Annotated in this window: 20 protein-coding genes and 1 tRNA gene; 8 read left to right on the top strand and 13 right to left on the bottom strand. The window is 64.1% G+C overall.

Annotated features, from left to right (window positions below):
- Positions 1–102: 102 nt before the first annotated feature.
- Genes E4O92_RS18150 through mscL form a run of 4 tightly spaced genes read right to left on the bottom strand, consistent with a single transcriptional unit; the run spans position 103 to position 2,788 of the window.
- Positions 103–468 (bottom strand): cupin domain-containing protein, encoded by a 366-nt coding sequence (locus E4O92_RS18150; RefSeq protein ID WP_135191060.1) that lies wholly within the window; start codon positions 466–468, stop codon positions 103–105.
- Between the two features lie 17 nt (positions 469–485).
- Positions 486–1,178, bottom strand: a complete 693-nt coding sequence (locus tag E4O92_RS18145) for a DUF2461 domain-containing protein (protein WP_135191059.1) — start codon at positions 1,176–1,178, stop codon at positions 486–488.
- Between the two features lie 17 nt (positions 1,179–1,195).
- Positions 1,196–2,344: a Do family serine endopeptidase gene (locus E4O92_RS18140; protein WP_135191058.1), complete on the bottom strand. Its 1,149-nt coding sequence runs from the start codon at positions 2,342–2,344 to the stop codon at positions 1,196–1,198.
- Between the two features lie 24 nt (positions 2,345–2,368).
- Positions 2,369–2,788 carry a large conductance mechanosensitive channel protein MscL gene (gene mscL / locus E4O92_RS18135; RefSeq protein WP_135191057.1) on the bottom strand — a complete coding sequence of 140 codons (420 nt, stop codon included), beginning with the start codon at positions 2,786–2,788 and terminating at the stop codon, positions 2,369–2,371.
- 285 nt (positions 2,789–3,073) lie between these two features.
- Between mscL and petA the strand changes: the two genes are divergently transcribed.
- The 6 genes from petA (at position 3,074) to E4O92_RS18105 (ending at position 7,314) form a co-directional block, all read left to right on the top strand.
- Positions 3,074–3,688 carry a ubiquinol-cytochrome c reductase iron-sulfur subunit gene (gene petA, locus E4O92_RS18130; RefSeq protein WP_135191056.1) on the top strand — a complete coding sequence of 205 codons (615 nt, stop codon included), beginning with the start codon at positions 3,074–3,076 and terminating at the stop codon, positions 3,686–3,688.
- 2 nt (positions 3,689–3,690) lie between these two features.
- Entirely contained in the window at positions 3,691–5,109 is a 1,419-nt protein-coding gene (locus E4O92_RS18125) for a cytochrome b (protein WP_135191055.1), read from the top strand.
- Between the two features lie 28 nt (positions 5,110–5,137).
- Positions 5,138–5,899: a cytochrome c1 gene (locus E4O92_RS18120; protein ID WP_135191054.1), complete on the top strand. Its 762-nt coding sequence runs from the start codon at positions 5,138–5,140 to the stop codon at positions 5,897–5,899.
- 102 nt (positions 5,900–6,001) lie between these two features.
- Positions 6,002–6,613 (top strand): glutathione S-transferase N-terminal domain-containing protein, encoded by a 612-nt coding sequence (locus tag E4O92_RS18115; protein ID WP_135191053.1) that lies wholly within the window; start codon positions 6,002–6,004, stop codon positions 6,611–6,613.
- Positions 6,614–6,740: 127 nt separating this feature from the next.
- The gene (locus E4O92_RS18110; RefSeq protein ID WP_135191052.1) at positions 6,741–7,217 is read left to right on the top strand and encodes a ClpXP protease specificity-enhancing factor; all 477 of its coding nucleotides are present in this window, start codon (positions 6,741–6,743) and stop codon (positions 7,215–7,217) included.
- A 21-nt stretch (positions 7,218–7,238) separates the two neighbouring features.
- Positions 7,239–7,314 (top strand) — tRNA-Thr (locus tag E4O92_RS18105).
- 178 nt (positions 7,315–7,492) lie between these two features.
- Here the strand turns inward: E4O92_RS18105 and E4O92_RS24900 are convergent.
- Positions 7,493–8,830 carry a PEP-CTERM sorting domain-containing protein gene (locus E4O92_RS24900; RefSeq protein WP_167759821.1) on the bottom strand — a complete coding sequence of 446 codons (1,338 nt, stop codon included), beginning with the start codon at positions 8,828–8,830 and terminating at the stop codon, positions 7,493–7,495.
- 497 nt (positions 8,831–9,327) lie between these two features.
- On the opposite strand from E4O92_RS24900, the gene E4O92_RS18095 reads away from it, so the two are divergent.
- Both E4O92_RS18095 and E4O92_RS18090 read left to right on the top strand, forming a co-directional pair.
- The gene (locus E4O92_RS18095) at positions 9,328–9,597 is read left to right on the top strand and encodes a hypothetical protein (protein WP_135191051.1); all 270 of its coding nucleotides are present in this window, start codon (positions 9,328–9,330) and stop codon (positions 9,595–9,597) included.
- A 166-nt stretch (positions 9,598–9,763) separates the two neighbouring features.
- Complete coding sequence (locus E4O92_RS18090; RefSeq protein WP_135191050.1) at positions 9,764–10,531, top strand: head GIN domain-containing protein; 768 nt, start codon at positions 9,764–9,766, stop codon at positions 10,529–10,531.
- Positions 10,532–10,580: 49 nt separating this feature from the next.
- Here the strand turns inward: E4O92_RS18090 and E4O92_RS18085 are convergent, their stop codons facing one another.
- From E4O92_RS18085 to E4O92_RS18050, 8 genes are all read right to left on the bottom strand, one after another.
- Positions 10,581–11,681 carry a LytR C-terminal domain-containing protein gene (locus tag E4O92_RS18085; RefSeq protein ID WP_135191049.1) on the bottom strand — a complete coding sequence of 367 codons (1,101 nt, stop codon included), beginning with the start codon at positions 11,679–11,681 and terminating at the stop codon, positions 10,581–10,583.
- Between the two features lie 14 nt (positions 11,682–11,695).
- Positions 11,696–12,637 carry a type II secretion system F family protein gene (locus E4O92_RS18080; RefSeq protein WP_135191048.1) on the bottom strand — a complete coding sequence of 314 codons (942 nt, stop codon included), beginning with the start codon at positions 12,635–12,637 and terminating at the stop codon, positions 11,696–11,698.
- A 9-nt stretch (positions 12,638–12,646) separates the two neighbouring features.
- Positions 12,647–13,621 (bottom strand): type II secretion system F family protein, encoded by a 975-nt coding sequence (locus E4O92_RS18075; RefSeq protein ID WP_135191047.1) that lies wholly within the window; start codon positions 13,619–13,621, stop codon positions 12,647–12,649.
- 32 nt (positions 13,622–13,653) lie between these two features.
- A complete protein-coding gene (locus tag E4O92_RS18070) occupies positions 13,654–15,000 on the bottom strand; it encodes a TadA family conjugal transfer-associated ATPase (RefSeq protein WP_135191046.1) in 1,347 nt (448 codons plus the stop codon).
- Positions 15,001–15,016: 16 nt separating this feature from the next.
- Positions 15,017–16,189 carry a CpaE/TadZ family protein gene (locus E4O92_RS18065; protein ID WP_135191045.1) on the bottom strand — a complete coding sequence of 391 codons (1,173 nt, stop codon included), beginning with the start codon at positions 16,187–16,189 and terminating at the stop codon, positions 15,017–15,019.
- Positions 16,190–16,216: 27 nt separating this feature from the next.
- Entirely contained in the window at positions 16,217–16,537 is a 321-nt protein-coding gene (locus tag E4O92_RS18060; RefSeq protein WP_135191044.1) for a hypothetical protein, read from the bottom strand.
- A gap of 1 nt (position 16,538) precedes the next feature.
- Positions 16,539–16,808: a hypothetical protein gene (locus tag E4O92_RS18055; protein WP_135191043.1), complete on the bottom strand. Its 270-nt coding sequence runs from the start codon at positions 16,806–16,808 to the stop codon at positions 16,539–16,541.
- 10 nt (positions 16,809–16,818) lie between these two features.
- A partial coding sequence (locus E4O92_RS18050) for a type II and III secretion system protein family protein (protein WP_135191042.1) occupies positions 16,819–18,209 on the bottom strand: 1,391 nt, incomplete at its 5' end.

Raw genomic sequence — 18,209 nt, 5'->3', positions numbered from 1 at the left:
GCCTTCGGGTTCGCCGCGCTGGTGGCGCTGGCGGCCTGCGCGCGCCATACCCGCGCCGCGATGCGCATCGCGCCGGCGCGCGCGCTGCGCGACTAGTGAGAATCAGCCGGCGGTCCTGACCGGGCCGCCGGTGTTGTCGCCAGGGTGCAGCAGAATGGTCATGAGCCCAACCGCGTCCTGGTTGGCGCGGATGGCGTGCGGCTGCCCGCCGCCCAGGTACACCATTTCGTTCGGCCCCAGCACCGTTTCGCGCCCCTGCATTTCCACCACCAGCTCGCCTTCCAGGCACAGGATGGTGATCTCGCCTTCGACCCAGTGCTCGGGCATCGGCTTTTCCTTCGGCACCACGAGCCGGATCAGTTCCATGTGCGCGGTCTTGACCAGCGCGACCGATGTGAAATGCGCGATGTCGTCATCGCCGCGCTTCAATTCGATCTTCTCGCCCGGTGCTGCGTGTCGCAAGGCCATATTGCTCTCCCCCTTTGCTATTGCTCCTGATGAGTTTGCGGCACCCCGCGCAACCAGGTCACGAGCGCGGAGGCGTCCTTGAAGCCGCGCGCCAGCGTCGGCACCAGCTGGTCCGGCGCGTCCAGGTTCAGCTCGACCTCGGTCCAGACGAAATAGCTTTTCAGCTTCAGGTATTCGACCAGCGGATGGTCCGGGTCGATTCCCTTCGGCGGCCGCTGCAATTTGCCTTCGTCGTGCCGCAGGTCGCCATAGGTGGCGCGCTGCTGCTTATTTTTCAACATTTTCATGAAGCCCGGCGCATCGTTGACCACGTGTTCCCGGATCGCCTTCAGGCGCGGTGCGGGCGGCATGTATTCGCCGGCGCCGAACAGCAGGCGGCCGTTGCGTTCGATGTGGAAATAGTAGGTCGGCCCGGCGCCCTCGCTCGGCCTGCGCTTGTCGCCCGGGGCGATGCCGGCCGAGAAGTGAGTCTTGTACGGCGTCTTGTCTTTTGAAAAGCGCGTGTCGCGGTGGAAGCGGAACACTGCTTTCTTCGGATCGCACGCGGCGACGGAGCGGTCGAACTTGCTGACGCCACGGATCAGCTCGGTCACAACATCCAGGAATTCCGCGCGCAGGATGTCGTAGCGCGGCTTGTTCCACAGGAACCAGGGCCGGTTGTTATTCTCGTTGAGCTCGCTTAAAAAGCGCGTCAAGTCATGCAGGTGCATGGAAAATCCTGAAAAAGTTAGGGAACCTGGTGCGGCCGGGTGCCGACCAGGACTTCAAACGTGGCGCGGTGGTTCTTGCGCATGACCGTCATCTTGCTCTTGCCGCCAGGCTGGAGCTGGGCGATCAGGTTGATCGTGTCGCTGGTGCTGGCGACCGGCTTGCCGTTGACGTCAAGCAGGATATCACCGGGGCGGATGCCGGCCTTATCGGCCGGCCCGTCGCGCACCACGCCGGCGATGATCGCGCCGCTCGCGCGCGCCAGTCCAAAGCTGTCGGCGACCTCGGGCGTGATGTCCTGCGATTCGATGCCGATCCAGCCGCGCACCACACTGCCGTGCTGGACGATCGCCTCCAGCACCGCCTTGGCGGTCGACACCGGAATCGCGAAGCCGATCCCGACCGAACCGCCGGTCTGCGAGTAGATCGCCGAGTTTATCCCGAGCAGGTCGCCGCGCGTATCGACCAGTGCGCCACCCGAGTTGCCAAAATTGATGGCGGCGTCGGTCTGGATGAAGTTTTCGAAGTGGTTGATGTGCAGGTTGTTGCGTCCCAGCGCGGAAATGATCCCCATCGTGACGGTCTGGCCCACGCCGAACGGGTTGCCGATCGCCAGCACCACATCGCCCACGCGCGCCTGCTCGGCATTTCCCAGCAACATCACCGGCAGCTTGGGCTCGCGGATCCGGATCACCGCCAGGTCGGTCTCGGGATCGGTCCCCACCAACTGGGCCTTGGCCCGGCGCCCGTCGGCCAGGCTGACCTCGATCTCGTCCGCGCCCTCGACCACGTGGTAGTTGGTCAGGATATAGCCGTCGCTGCTGACGATCACGCCCGAACCCAGGCTGGACAATTGCTCGTCCGGCGGCAGCTTGTCGCCGAAAAAGCGGCGGAAGAATGGGTCCTTCAGCAGCGGATTGGTCTCGCGCGTGGCCTTGCTGGTGGTGATGTTGACCACGGCCGGCATGGCCCTGGCCGCGGCCAGGCGAAAGCTGTCCGGGGCCGGCAGCGGCGGGGCCTGCAGCACCGGCACCGCGCCGCTGCCCGTGCCGACCCGGGCGGGCACGGGCACGCGGCCCAGCCAGTCGGGGCGCAGCGCCGCGACCACGAAATACAGCGCCAGCGCGACCGTGACGGTCTGCGCGAAGATCAGCCAGTAGCGCCGCATGCACCCGTCCCTGGTTTCACCCCGTCAGCGTTTGAGCGCGTCGCGAATCTCCCGCAGCAGCACGATGTCTTCGGGCGTGGCCGGTTCCTTGGCCTGTTCCGGAGACCCGTGGTGGCGGATGCGATTCATCAGGCGCACCATCTGGAAGATGATGAAGGCAAGGATCAGGAAGTTCAGCAGCACGGTGAGGAAATTACCGTAGGCGAAAACCGCGCCCGCCTTCTTGGCTTCGGCGAGCGATAGCGCGGTGCCCTGGTGGTTCAGCGGGATGTAGTAGTTCGAAAAGTCGAAGCCGCCGAACAGCTTGCCGACCGGCGGCATGATCACGTCCTGCACGAGCGACTCGACGATGCGCCCGAACGCGCCGCCGATGATCACGCCCACCGCCAGGTCCATCACGTTTCCCCTGAGCGCGAACTTCTTGAATTCTTCCATCATCGCCATCGGCATCCCCCGTCTTGTGGTTGAAATACCAGCCGATGATACCGCAACGGCCGAAAAGTCATGCCGCGCACCGGCGGCCGCGCGCAGTTTTGCGCCCGCGCATAACCCTCCCGCGCAGGGCGTGTTTACTCACCGTTTTGTCCTGGTGCGGAACAAACATCCCACCCGGTCCCGGCTCTGCTTTTATATTTTCTCCAACAATATATCTTGTTCACATATAATTTCAGGCTGCTGGAAGCTCTTTATTGATTCTTTAGTTTCGTATTTTCACGGAGTGGAGTTGGTATGAGTAATGAGAAGCAGGTCGATGCAGCCCGGCGTGGCCTGCTCGTCGCCACATGTGCGGCGGGCGGAGTCGTCGGGGTTTCCACGGCGGGAGCCCTGGTCAGTACGTTCCAGCCTTCCGAGCGCGCCAAGGCAGCCGGGGCGCCGGTCGAAGTCGATATCTCGGATGTCAAGCCGGGCGAGATGAAGGTGGTCGAATGGCGCGGCAAGCCGGTGTGGATCCTGCGCCGCACGCCGGAGATGATGGCCAGCTTGCAGAAGAACGACGACAAGGTCGCCGACCCCCACTCCGACAAGTTCTACCAGTTGTCGATGCCCGAGTACTGCAAGAACGAGACCCGTTCGCGCAAGGAACATCCGGAGGTGCTGGTGGTGGTGGGCATCTGCTCGCACCTGGGCTGCTCGCCCTCCTCGCGCTTTACCGAAGGCCCGCAGGCGAACCTGCCGGACGACTGGCATGGCGGCTTTTTGTGCCCCTGCCACGGCTCGACCTTCGACCTGGCCGCGCGCGTTTTCAAGAACAAACCGGCGCCGACCAACCTCGACGTCCCCCCGTACCAATTCCTCGCCGATAACAAGCTGATCATCGGCAAAGACGAGAAAGGGGAGGCGTAATCATGGGCACCGCATTCAAGGAAACCAAGCTGCCTGCCGGCGCCACCCGCGGCCAGAAGACCCTGGCCTGGATCGACGACCGCTTTCCGCTGTCCAAACTCTGGAATGACCAGTGGGGCAAATACTACGCCCCGAAGAATTTCAACATCTGGTACGTCTTCGGCTCGCTGGCCATGCTGGTGCTGGTGTTGCAGATTATCACCGGCATCTTCCTGACCATGCACTACAAGCCGGACGCCAACCTGGCGTTCGCCTCGGTCGAGACGTCCATCATGCGCGACGTGCCGTGGGGCTGGCTGATCCGCTACATGCACTCGACCGGCGCCTCGGCCTTCTTCATCATCGTCTACCTGCACATGACCCGGGGCCTCTTGTACGGCTCGTACCGCAAGCCGCGCGAGCTGATCTGGCTGTTCGGCTTCGCGATCTTCCTGTGCCTGATGGCCGAAGCCTTCTTCGGCTACCTGCTGCCGTGGGGCCAGATGTCGTACTGGGGCGCCCAGGTGATCGTTAACCTGTTCGGCGCGATTCCGTTCATCGGCCCGGACCTGTCGCTGTGGATCCGCGGCGACTACGTGGTGTCGGACGCGACCCTGAACCGGTTCTTCGCGTTCCACGTGATCGCGCTCCCGCTGGTGCTGCTGGGCCTGGTGACGGCGCACCTGATCGCGCTGCACGAAGTGGGCTCGTCCAACCCGGACGGCGTGGAAATCAAGGAAAACATCGGTGCGGACGGCCATCCGGTCGACGGCATTCCGTCGCACCCGTACTACACCACCAAGGACCTGTTCGGCGTTTCGGTGTTCCTGCTGATCTTCTCGGCCGTCGTGTTCTTCGCGCCCGAAATGGGCGGCTTCTTCCTGGAATACAACAACTTCCTGCCGGCCAACTCGATGCAGACCCCGCCGCACATCGCGCCGGTCTGGTACTTCACCCCGTTCTACTCGGTGCTGCGCGCGACCACCTCGGACTTCCTGTGGGTGGTGATGGCGGCCATTGTCCTCTACGTGGTGTTCATCTGGCTCCGTTCGCGCCTGTCGTTCAAGGCCAAGGTGGCGATCACGGTGATCGCTGTGCTGATCGAGATCGGCATGCTGCCGCAGGTGCTGGAAGCCAAGTTCTGGGGCGTGGTGCTGTTCGGTTCGAGCGTGCTGATCCTGGCCGCCCTGCCCTGGCTCGACCATTCGCCGGTCAAGTCGATCCGCTACCGTCCGTCCTGGCACAAATACGTGTACGTGGTGTTCGCCCTGGCGTTCCTGACGCTCGGCTACCTCGGCACGCAGGCGCCGACCCCGACCTACACCCTGGTCGCCCAGGTTGCAACCCTGATGTACTTTGCTTTCTTCCTGTTGATGCCGTGGTGGAGCACGATGGGCACCTTCAAGCCGGTGCCCAATCGCGTGACCTTCCACCCGCACTGAGCCCATGGACAAGAGCAAAGGACACCCAATGAATTTTTCGAAGAAACTGATTGCGGTCCTGGCCTTGCTGCCGGGGCTCGCATTGGCCAACGAAGCCAGCTTCCCGCTGGACAAGGCGCCTGAACGTTCCAGCCTGGCGTCGCTGCAGAACGGCGCCAAACTGTTCGTCAACTACTGCCTGAACTGCCATTCGGCATCATCCATGCGCTACAACCGGCTGACCGCGCTGGGCCTGACCGACGACCAGATCAAGAACAACCTGCTGTTCACCGGCGACAAGGTGGGCGACCTGATGACGATCGCGATGAAGCCGGCCGATGCCCAGGCCTGGTTCGGCGCGGTGCCGCCGGACCTGTCGGTGATCGCGCGCGCCAAAGCCTCTTCAGCGGGCAGCGGCGGCGACTACCTGTACACCTACCTGCGCACCTTCTACAAGGACGACACGCGCCCGACCGGCTGGAACAACATGGTGGTGCCGAACGTGGCAATGCCCAACGTGCTGTGGCAGCTTCAGGGCATACGCACGGCCAAGTACGTCGAAGAGGCCGATCCGCACGAACCGGGCAAGAAAGTGCACAAGTTCGCCGGCTTCCAGCAAGAGACGCCCGGCACGATGACGGAACAGGAATTCGACACCAATGTCGCGGACCTGGTCGCCTACATGGAATGGATGGCGGAGCCGTCGCAAGGCACGCGCAAGAAGCTGGGCGTGGTCGTGCTTCTCTTCCTGTCGATGTTCGCCTTCCTGGCGTGGCGTTTGAACGCGTCGTACTGGAAAGAAGTGAAGTAATTCAGTTTCACCGCCCACTTGGTTATAATGTGGGCAACCAATTTTTCCGGGGTGAGTCGCGAAGGCGCTTCACCCCTTTTGTTGCTTAAGGAACTATAAACCATGATGGTTCTCTACTCCGGCACCACGTGCCCGTTCTCCCAACGCTGCCGCCTGGTCCTGTTCGAAAAGGGCATGGACTTCGAAGTGCGCGACGTCGACCTGTTCAACAAGCCGGAAGACATCTCGACGATGAACCCGTACGGCCAGGTGCCGATCCTCGTCGAGCGCGAATTGATTCTGTACGAATCGAACATCATCAACGAATACATCGACGAGCGCTTCCCGCACCCGCAGCTGATGCCGGCCGATCCGCTGATGCGTGCGCGTGCCCGCCTGATGCTGTTTAACTTCGAGAAGGAACTGTTCGTGCACGTGCACACGCTGGAAAGCGAGCGCACCAAGGCGGCCGACAAGAGCCACGACAAGGCGCGCGCCGAAATCCGCGACCGCCTGACCACGCTGGCACCGCTGTTCCTGAAGAACAAATACATGCTCGGCGACGAGTTCTCGATGCTCGACGTGGCGATCGCCCCGCTGCTGTGGCGCCTGGACCACTACGGCATCGAGCTGTCGAAAACGGCAGCTCCGCTGATGAAATACGCCGAGCGCATCTTCTCGCGTCCGGCCTACATCGAAGCGCTGACCCCGTCCGAAAAGGTGATGCGCCGCTGATGTGCCGCGGGCCGGCTGTCCCATCGCGGACAGGCGGCCCCGTTCGTTTCACTCCGGAATACGACGCCCTCGGGCAAATCGAAGTACACTGGTGGTGTAACATCTTGTTTCACTTCCTCTCAAACACATGCCTGAAATCTCCACCAAGCCTTACCTGTTACGCGCAATCTACGAATGGTGCACCGACAGCGGCTACACGCCCTACATTGCGGTCAAGGTCGATGCCGCCACGACGGTTCCGATGGAATACGTCAAGAAGGGTGAAATCATCCTGAACATCAGCTACGGCGCCACCTCGGGCCTGAAGATGGACAACGACGCGATCACGTTCCGCGCCCGCTTTAACGGCGTGTCGCGCGAACTGTACGTGCCGGTGCAAAACGTGCTGGCTATCTACGCCAGCGAAAACGGCCAAGGGATGGCGTTCGAGGTCGCGACTACTGCGGCTGAGATGACTGCGCCGGAGGCAAGCGAACCTGCGGCGGCACCTGCGTTGTCTGCAGTGCCGGATACCGCCGCACCGTCGGAGCCTGCGGCCGCGCCGGATGGCAACAACGAACCGCCCAAAAAAGGCGGGCGCCCAACGTTGACACGCATTAAATAGCGTATAATCCGGACCGAATATGCCGGCTTAGCTCATTTGGTAGAGCAGTTGATTTGTAATCATCAGGTGATCCGTTCGATTCGGATAGCCGGCACCAAAGAATCAAGCACTTAGCCCAGCCTAGATGGCTGGGCTTTTTGCTTTCTGGACTTCATGTAGGCACGCAGCTGGTTTTTCATAAGCTTGGCTATTCCGTCGTCGTTTTCTGCACTTGTGAGCGCTAGCTATTCGCTGGTTCACGCTTATGTTTTGATTTGTTTTAGCCGCAAAGGCAGTCACCCCTTCGAACGAGACTTTTTGCGGCCCACCAGCAACATCCCCACAAGCGCGGCGCCGCTCAGCCACAGCGTGGCTGGCTCCGGCACTTCGCCGCCCCTGTGCGGATCTTTCCCTGGATCCACAGGGTTGTTAGGCAGCTGCGGCGGCCATGGCAGCTCGTCGATGATCACCGGGGGCTCTTCCGGCCCGGGACCTGGATTGGTGGGGTTCGGGTCAGTCGGCTTGATCGGGCCGGGGTCAGTCGGCTGGATTGGAAGTCCAGGATCACCAGGATTTGGCTTGGTGGGACCGGGGTCGGTCGGCTGAATTGGAAGTCCCGGGTCGCTGGGATCTGGCTTGGTAGGCGCCGGATCAGTCGGCTGGGTTGGAGGTCCAGGTTCACCAGGATTTGGCTTGGCGGGATCTGGATCAGCCGGCTTGGTTGGAGGCGTTGTATCGCCAGGCGGGGTTTGATTTCCCGAGCCTTTGCCCGGGCCATCGGATTCCGTTGGCGACGGCGCAAGCACGGGCGGCGTGCCGGGCGTATTGCCGGATTCCGAGCCGCTCGGTTCGGAACGGCTGCCCGACGTGCTGGCCGTGCCGAGCTGCTGCCAAGCGGCAGGGGTGAGCAGGTTGCGGTCAACACCGCCGGCCATGGCGAACTGGGGGAGCTGCCTGCGCGACAACGGTTCGCTGCCGCTGGTCACCAGTCCGGCGCCATTCGCAAACGTGACCAATTGATAGGCCTGGCCTCCAAAAGGGGGCAGATCATCCATCGAGAACTGTACCGCGTACAGTTCCGGACGCTCGATTGCATCCTGCGCGACTTCGATCGAGGAGTCGAGCTCTTCCTCGGTGGGTCCCCCGCGTTCGACTGGAAGCTGAGGTACGTCGGAAATCCGGTTGCCGCAGCGCGCCCGAATTTCGCTGTGGCCGTCGGACAGCAGCATTTCTCCTTCGGCCAGCATCACTTTTTTGGCCGTCCAGAAGATCTTGTCGCCCTTCCGATATGACACGTACACCGCACGCGGCTTGGTAACGATCAGCTCAACCGCCACCTCCGCATTGAACGACGCGTAATGCTCGGCTACTACCTTGTCGGTCTTAATCACTCGCACGAGCTCGTCCCGATTGGATACGCCACCGGGAATGATCGAGTATGGATAAACGCGCCGCGTGCTTGTATTTGCCACTGGCGCGGCGGGCGTGCTCACCGCAGTCGGCGTCACCCGCGCTGCATCGATGACGGCAGGCCGTACCGGACTGTCCGCGTCCGATTTGTATGCTAGTAGCAGGAGGAATACCGCAAAAGTTGCGACACCAAGTCCAACCACTGCACCCAGTTTCTTCTTCATGCGTGAACCTGTACGCAGGCGGCGGCTATAAGTGTACATGTGACGAAAGGTTGCGGAAATTCCAACACAATAACATGATTACTGATAATAAATCTATATTATCAAAAAGAAATGTTAATTGTTGGTGCAAAAGTTCGGCGAGGTGTTCCGAGTGGCGTCGGAAACAGGGGCTCACTACGCGCATCAACCTTCGTAGGGCGAGCGCAAGAGGACAGGCGCTGACCAAAAGTCGCGCAATGTGAACGCATCAACTACTGGATATTTATACAGTGAACGTGTATTATGAAAATTGCCCCACCGCGCCAGAGGCACGGCAGGGCAACTTGGCCCAGCATTTGCAGATGCTGGATTGACGAAGTACCAGGTCTCCTTAACCAAGCAACTTCATGGTAAAACACGAGGGATTATAACGTTTGCGCACTGCTTGACAAGCAAATCTGAGAATCTCTGGCGATCGAAAGCTGGGGCGGGAGGCCATTTTGTAAGGTTTTTACATTATGGCAGTAATTTTTGTAACTTATGATCTGCAAACCGTGGGGCAGAACTATCATCGGATCCACGACTATCTGAAGAACTTCCAGTTCTCCAAGCACCTGGAGTGGGTCTGGCTGTTGGATACCATGGAAAGCGTGGAGGGCATCCGGGACCGGTTGAAGCAGCTGGTCGACGGGAACGACATCGTCTTTGTCGCTCAGTTGCAGCGCAATTGGGCGTCATCCAACTTCCCGGGTGAAGACTGGTTGAATAGCCCGGCGCGCAGCTGGTAGCGTCGGCATTCCCGAAAGGGCTCGCAGCGATGCGGGCCCTTTTTCGTTATTGGCGCGCTTTTTTGCAGCCCGCCCTGCATAACGTGCAGTCTGTCGCAATCTGCCCGTTCCCCAAAAATCGGAGGGCTATAGTTCACTCATCCACCGCTCACAAGGAGAATGAGAAATGAACAAACTGCTCAAATGCGCCGCATTGACCGCGGCCCTGTCGCTGACCGTCCACCATGCCCTGGCCGCCGATATGGCGAGCGAAGCGCGTCCGCTCGATGCGCGCGTCACCAAGGTCCGGCTGGGCGGCGTGGTGGACTTGCGCCTCAAACAGGGGACGGCACCTTCGCTGGTGGTATGGGCTGATCGCGAGGACCTGCGCAGGGTCACGACCACCCAGCAGGGCGATACGCTGCAGATCGACCTTGCACGCGGTACCTACAAGATGCGCGGCGAAGAGCACAAGATGCGTGTCGAGCTCACGGTGCCGAACCTGAATGAATTCGTTTCGCAAGGAGTCGGCACCACGGACGTGAGCGGCTTTAGCGGCGAGTCGATCAAGCTGTCGCTCGATGGCGCTGGCACCGTCACCATGAACAGCCGCTACCGCAACGTCGACGCGCGCCTGGGCGGGGTCGGCGGGCTGGACCTCAATACGGGCGACGCCGAACGGGTGGAGCTGAGCCTGCGCGGCGCCGGCCGCCTGACCGTCAGGGGCCAGGCCAAAATGCTGCGGGCGCGGCTGTCCGGCGTCGGCAGCCTGGATGCCCAGGAACTGCGCGCCGATACCGTTGACGTCGACATGAGTGGCCTGGGCGGCGCAAGCGTGTACGCGAAAACAACCGCGAACCTGAACCTGTCGGGCCTGGGTTCGGCCAAGGTGTACGGCAATCCGTCCAGCCGCAACGCGACCAGCAGCGGGCTGGGCAAGGTGCACTGGCAGTAAGCCGCAAGGGGCCGGCCAGGCCCGGCAGGACGACGGGTAGGCAAGCAGGTCAGCCGCCCGTCTTGTCGGCGGGGGTGGTGTCGGCCAGTTTGGTAGGCTGCGCCATCGGGCGCAGCACAAAACGGGTGCGCACCAGGTCGCGCCCGATGATCAGGCGCATGTTCACCCCTTTGACACTGTCCACTTCAACCATTTTGGCATTGCCAAAGCGTTCGGCCAGCCGCTGCGCGGCGGGCAGGAACTGGCCCTGGTACTCGACCCGCGTCTGCTGGACCTTGAAGCCTTTCTCGTTGGTCAGGCGCACTACTTTCAGGCCGGGATCGCCCATCTGGCGCGCCAGCGACTTGGCCATGCCGGTCACGCCGTTGCCGTTGCGAATTTCCAGCAGCGCAACGTCTCGCACCGGTACGACCTCCGCGGCAGGTGCGGGGACCGGCGCCGGAACGGCCGGATCGGCGGCCGGATGGGCGGCCTGGATGATGCGCAGTTCCAGCGTGCCGTCGAGCGCGGGCCTTAACTCGGTCACGGGCCACTCCTGTTGCCCGGCATCGGGCGCCTGCGCCAATGCTCCGTTTGCCGGTGCTTCGGCGGGCACAGCCTTGCTGGCGCCGGCTTCCGGTTCGCGCAGTGCGCTGGCCTGGCGCATCATCTGCTGCGCGCGTTCGTTCTCGCCCAACTGCTGCAGCGTCTCGCCCAGGTTCTGCCAGGCGCGGTGGCTCAACGGGTCGAGCAGGCAGGCTTTTTCCAGCGCGGCCTTGGCGTTTGCATAGTCGCCGTCAAGAAAGTAGGCGTAGCCGAGGTTATTGAAAAGGAAGGCCGCACCGGTCCCCGACGCCAGGCTGGTCTGCTCGGTCAGGCCGCGCCAGATCGCGATCGCGCGCTTGAATTCGCGCCGCTCGGCGTACAGCGTGGCCAGCCCGTTGCGCGCGTTGACGTGCGACGGCTCGGCCGCGAGCGCGGTTTCGTACGAACGCATGGCGTCGTCGTAACGGCGCGCCAGGTAATGGTTGCGGCCGCGCAGATAGGCGTCGTCCGCCACGCGCGCGGCCAGCTCGTCGGTGGCGGCGTGCTGCGAGAAGCCGGTGCAAGCGCTGAGCATGCTGCCGGCGCACAGCACCGATAACTGCAGGATCAGGATTCGGGTTCGCATAACGGGCTCCGTGATCAGTGGTGGCCGCCACTGGCGATCGTGCCAAGGGTCCGGGAAATCTGGATCGCCGCCGGGCCAAGCAGCACCATCATCAGCGTCGGGAAGATGCAGAAAATCAATGGGAAAAGCAGCTTCAGGCCGATCTTGGCGGCGGTCTCCTCGGCCAGCATGCGCCGCTTGGTGCGCAGGTTTTCCGAATGTACGCGCAGCGAGTCGCCGATGCTGGTGCCAAAGCGCTCGGACTGGATCAGCATCGCGACCAGTGTGTCGACGTCGTCGACGCCAGTGCGCAGGGCGAAATTGCGCAGCGCCTTGTCCTTGCTCAGGCCCGCGCGCATTTCCATCAGCACCAGCTGCAGTTCCAGCGCCAGCGTCTCGCTCTTGATATGGATTTCGGCGGCGACCTTCACCAGCGCGCGCTCCAGGCTCAGTCCGGCCTCGACGCAAATGGTCAGCAGGTCCAGCGCGTCAGGAATCGTCTCGAACACCTCGCGCTTGCGCCGCTCGACCACGCGCACCAGCACCACGTTGGGCAGGTAGTAGCCCAGGGTGGCGGCGACCAGCAGCGCGAACTGCAGCTTGCCACTGGTGAGGGTCGCGCTGGAGATCGCAATCGCCAGGCCGACAAGCGCCGGCAGAATCAGGGCGAGCAGGGTCTTGGATGCAAAGTACAGGACCGGCGCGGACGGGTTGCGCCAGCCGGCATTCATGAAGCGGGCGCGCAGTGTCGACTTTTCCCAGCCATCCTCCGGCAGCGACAGCTTGGTCAGCGGCTTGGCCGCCGTCGCCACCCGTTCGATCCAACCCTGTTGCGGCTGGCCCGACTCGGCCTTGCCGAGGAAGCGCCCGAGGCGTTCGCGCAGCGCCTGTGGCGCGAACAGGGCCATGCCCAGCCACACCAGGCCGCAGACCGTGCCAAAGACGATCAACAGAAACAACAGTTGTGCGCCGCTCATCGTGCCTCCTCAGATCCGAATGTGAATCACCTTGCGCAGCCAGATCACGCCGACCACGATCATGCCCAGCGCATACCACAGCAGGCGCATGCCGGTGGGATCGGTCCACAGCATGCTGATGTATTTGGGATTCATGATCAGCATCATGGTGGACACGACAAACGGCAGGCATCCCAGGATCCAGGCCGACATGCGCCCCTCGGCCGACAGCACCCGCACCTGGGCCGCCAGCTTGAGGCGGCCGCGGATGATGGTGCTGATGTTGCCCAGGATCTCAGCCAGGTTGCCGCCCGATTCGCGCTGGATCAGCACCGCGATGATCAGGTAGCGCAGGTCGGTCAGCGGAATGCGCGCCGCCATGTTGTGCAACGCCTCGCCCATCGGTACGCCGTAGTTGATCTCCTCGCGCGCGATTCGGAACTCGCCGCTGAGCGGCTCCGGCAGCTCGTTGCCCACGATCTGCAGCACGTTGGTGAACGAGTGCCCGGCGCGCAGCGCGCGCGCGATAAAGTCAGCCGCCTCGGGCAGCTGCTGCTCGATCCGCAACAGCCGCACGCGGCGCGCGCGCCGTGCCAGCATGGCCGGCACCGACATCAGCAGGGCCACGACCGCCACCCGGAACACCAGCGGCACCGGCCAGCGCGCCACCAGCAGCACGCCCACCAGCATCAGCAGCGCGGATGCGCCCAGCAGCTGTTCGACCGTCCAGCGCAGCCCGGACTGGACCAGCAGCCGGTCGATGCGGTGCGCGAACTTCAGGCCGTGCAGCAGCTGGTCGAATGCGTCGTTGTGGCTGTAGCGGCGCTGCTTCAGAATCGAGATCCGCTCAGTGCGCCCGGCGCCGCCGGCCATGATCTGCAGCCGGCGCGCGATGCGCTGCGCGGCGCGGCCGTGGGTGCCCATCCACCACAGGTACAGCGCCTCGATGGCGAGGATCACCGCCGCGAACAGGAAGACCACAAAGCCATAATAGAGTGCGTCCATGAATGTCCCTGCTGCCAGTAGGAGCTGCGGTTTTACTTGAAGATGCGGTCGGGATCGAAGGTGTCGTCCGGCACCGGGCAGCCGTACATCTTGAGCCGGTCCGCAAAGCGCGGACGTACCCCGGTGGCGCTGAAGAAGCCTTGCACCTTGCCGTCGTGGTCGACGCCGGTCTGCTCGAAGCGGAAGATCTCCTGCATCGAGATGATCTCGCCTTCCATGCCGGTGATTTCCTGCAGGCTGATCAGCTTGCGGGTGCCATCGGTCAGGCGCGACACCTGCAGCACCACCGTCACGGCCGAGCAGATCTGCTGGCGGATCGCGCGCGGCGTCAGGTTCACGCCGGCCATGCCGACCATGTTCTCCAGGCGTGCCAGCGCGTCGCGCGGGGTGTTCGAGTGGATCGTCGCCAGCGAACCCTCGTGGCCGGTGTTCATCGCCTGCAGCATGTCGAGCGCCTCGGCGCCGCGTACCTCGCCCAGGATGATGCGGTCGGGGCGCATGCGCAGCGCGTTGCGCACCAGCTGGCGCTGCGACACCTCGCCCTTGCCCTCGATGTTGGGCGGGCGCGTCTCGAGCCGCACCACGTGCGGCTGGCGCAGCTGCAGTTCGGCCGCGTCTTCGATCGTGATGATCCGCTCGTTGGCCGGGATGAAGCCGGACAGCAGGTTGAGCAGCGTGGTCTTGCCGCTGCCGGTGCCGCCCGAGATCAGGATGTTGATCTTGGCCTGCCCGAGCGACGCCAGCACCTGGACCATCGGCGGGGTCACGCTCTTGAAGTCGAGCAGGTTCTGCACCGACAGCGGAATTGCGCCGAAGCGCCGGATCGACAGGATCGGGCCGTCGACCGCGAGCGGCGGGATGATGGCGTTCACCCGCGAGCCGTCCGGCAGGCGGGCGTCGACCATCGGGCTCGATTCGTCGACGCGGCGCCCGACGCGCGAGACGATCTTCTCGATGATTTTCATCAGGTGCGCATTGTCGTGGAAGGTGATGTCGGTCAGCTCGAGCCGCCCGCGCCGCTCGATATAGGTCTTGCTGGCGGTGTTGACCAGGATGTCGGCGATGGTCGGGTCGTGCAGCAGCGGTTCGAGCGGACCGAAGCCGAGCATCTCGTTCTGGATGTCGAGCACCAGGTTGTGGCGCTCGGTCTGGTTCAGGACGATGCGCTCCTCCTCGATGATGCGCTGGGTGAGCAGCGCCAGCTCGTGCTTGAACTGTTCGGCCGTCAGGCGTTTCAGGCGCTCCAGGTCAATCCGGTCGATGATCATCTGGTGCATCGTCTTCTTGAGCTCCTGGTAGGCCTGGTTGGCCACCTCAGGCACCGGGGCGCCGGGCGCGCGCTCGTCGTCGGCTCCGGTCAGGCGTTCGCGTAAGGACATGTGCAACTCCAATCGGTTAGTAATCGGCTTCGCTTCGGCCGAACAGGCGGTCGAACAGCCCCTTGCTTTCCGGCGCGCGGCGCGCGGTCACCAGCTCGACCAGCTCGGCCAGGCTGCGCGCGGCGGCGCTGCTACGCGTGAGCTGCAGCACCGGCACCCCCTGGTTGACCGAATCGGTGACCGCGATGTAATCGTTGGGGACGGTGTGCACCACCTCGGCGCCAAGCGCCGAGTGCAGGTCCTGCAGGCGCAGCTTGCCGCCCTTTTCGTAGCGGTTCACGATCAGCCGGATGTTGTCGGTCGAGTAGCCGAGCGAGCGGAAGATGTCGAGCAGGCGGCGCGCGTCGCGGATGTCGGGCAGCGCCAGCTGCAGCACCGGATAGATCACGTCGGTGCAGTCGAGCGCGCGCAGCGACACCGCGTCGATCTGGCGTCCGACGTCGAGCAGGATGTAGTCGTAGTGCTGGCGCGCCACCCGCAAAATGGCGTCGATGTGCTCCGGCTTGGCCTCCTTCGCCTGCGACGGATCGTCGGCCGCGGCCAGCACGCCGAAGCCGTGCGCCACGTGCACCAGGCACGATTCGAGAAACGGGCCGTCCACGCGCGAAATCTGGCTGCACACGTCCGACAGGGTCATGGCCGGCTTCTGGTCCGATACGTACAGCGTGGCGTCGCCGAACTGGCCGTGCAGGTCGATCAGCAGCACCTTCTTGTCGGCCAGGGTCGCCAGCGCGAAGCCGAAGTTGGTCGAGATGAAGGTTGCGCCGCTGCCGCCCTTGCAGGCGATGAAGGCCAGCACCTTGCCATCGCGCGCGGCGAGCACGCCGGCGCTGGCGGCAATGCGGTCGAGCGCTTCGTGGAACGCCGCCAGCTCCAGCGGCAGCTGCAGCACCTCGCGCACGCCGGCGCGCATGGCCCGGATCAACAGGTCGGGCTGCTGCTGGCCGGTCAGCAGCATCAGCTGCGCGGACGGAAAATGGCGTGACAAGCGTTCCAGCAGATCGGTGTCGGCGGCATCGAGCTCACTGGCGTCGACGATCACCAGCTCCGGGTCGTGGACCGGGCGGTCGAGCGCATCGCGCACGCTGGTGCGGCTGGCGGCAATGTTCAGCGGCGGAACGCGCGCCGTGCCTTGCGAGGCGATGTCGGCGTAGAGCTGGCTGTCGCGGCTGATCAATAGGGCTTTCATCAGAATCCTCGCTGCAAGGCGTTAGGGTCAGGGAGTGGACTGGGTGGCGCCAAGCGCTTCGAGCGGCAAGACGGTGGTGAACCAGGGCAGGTCGATTTTGAGCGCAGCCATGCCTTCGCCGCCCGGCTGGCACAAGCGCACCCGCATAAAACGGACGCAGCCGGAGTCGGCCAGGTTCTTCATGCACACCGGCGCATTCCGGGCAGCGCAGTGGGGCATCGGGGATGGCGCCTTGGCATCCGGGCCGGGGTAGTCGCGCAGGATCATCTTGTCGCCGGGGCCGGCGAGGAACATCGCACGCTGGCGCAGCCTGTTCTTGGCATCGGCGTCGCTGCGCTGATCCCTCATCTCACTTCCCCATCGAGCTGACCAGGGCCGCAGGAGCGCTTTCCGGCTGCGCAAACGACTTCTCGTAGCGCTCCTGGGCGCCGCGCGCGGCGCGCCCGTCGATTCCCCGCACCGGGTTGGCGTTGGCAGAAGCGGCCGGGTTGGCCACCTGCGCCGCCAGGTTGGCGCGCACCGATTCGCCAAAGCGCGCGTCAAAGCGGGGCGCGGGCGACACGCATCCTCCGACCAGCAAAACCAGCAGCAGCGCTGCCCCCAACCGTATCGTAGCCATCGCTGTTCTCCTATTTCAGTTCGAAGCCGCCGGCGCTGCTCGACGATGGCGTCGCCGGCCTGGGCGTGGACGCCTCGGCGGTCGTGGTTTCCGGCGCCGCGCCTTCCATGCGCCCGCCCAGCATCACGGCCGCGCGCGTCGGCTCGCCCACCCGGTCGGTCGGCAGCGCATAGTTCGAGGCTGGCAGCGGCTTGACCAGGTGCGCGGTGATCACGAACACCAGCTCGGTGCGGTCCTGCTGGTAGTCGGTGCTGCGAAACAGCGCGCCCAGGATCGGCACCTCGCCCAGCACCGGCAGGCCCTTCATGCTGGTGACCAGGTTGTTCTTGATCAGGCCACCGATCGCGAAGCTCTGGCCGTCGTACAGCTGCACAGTGGTGCTGGCGCGGCGGGTGGTGATCAGGGGCAGGATCGCGGTGCCGTTGATGCCGTTGGCGGAGATGCCGATCCCTTCGCGCGCCAGCTCCGAGACCTCGGGCGCGACGCGCAGGTTGATGCGCCCGCCGGACAGCACGGTTGGCGTGAAGCGCAGGCCGACCCCGAATTCCTTCTCCTCCAGCGAGACCTTGTTGTTCTCCTGTGACACCGGCACGTAAAACTTGCCGCCGGCCAGGAAGCTGCCTTCCTGGCCGCTGACCGCCATCACGCTCGGCTCGGCCAGCACCCGCACCAGGCCGTCCTGCTTGTCGGCCTCGGCGGTGAGCTGGCGCTTGCCGTTGGCGCTGCGCGCGTCGACCAGGCCGTGGGCCGTGCCGCTGATGAAGTTCGACAGCAGCGCCGCGCCCCAGCCGCCGGCGCCGAACTTGAAGGTGGCGCCGGCCTCCAGACGCTCAAGCAGGGTCTTGGAAACCTCGGCGATCTTGACCTCGAGCTGCACCTGTTGCGGCGCGCTCACGCTGAGCAGGTTGATCACCCGCAAGCCGGGATTGCTGGAGGGGCTGCCGCCCGGCTTGTCTTCCTTCTCGGGCGTGGCAGGCCCCCGCAGCGGGCGGTGCACGTAGGCCGTCGCCAGTTCCGCGGCACGGGCCAGGGCGGCGGCGTCGCTGACCGTGCCGGTCAGCACCAGCGAGTCGGCCGCCGCCAGCACCCGGATATCCTTCTCCTCCGGCATCACGGCGGCCAGCGTCGCCTGCAGCGCGCTCGGGTCGATCGCGACCACGATGTCGAGCAGGCTGCACACCCCGCTTCTACCCTGCACGATCATGTTGGTGGTGCCGACGTCGACCCCGGCGATGTACAGCGTGTCGGGCGCGACCAGCAGCGCCTGCACCACCGACGGGTTGCCGACGCTGCGGTGCTGCACCGCTTCGGGCAGACGCATCAGGGTCGACTTGCCGATCTGCAGTGCGAGCTGGGCCGGGCGCGCCGGCTGGCCGCTGCAGCGCGGGCCGAGCTCGGCGC

The sequence above is a fragment of the Massilia horti genome (genome assembly GCF_004614195.1).
Taxonomy (GTDB): domain Bacteria; phylum Pseudomonadota; class Gammaproteobacteria; order Burkholderiales; family Burkholderiaceae_D; genus Telluria; species Telluria horti.
The sequence above is the reverse complement of the archived record's forward strand: the minus strand, read 5'-3'. Positions and strand labels throughout refer to the sequence as shown.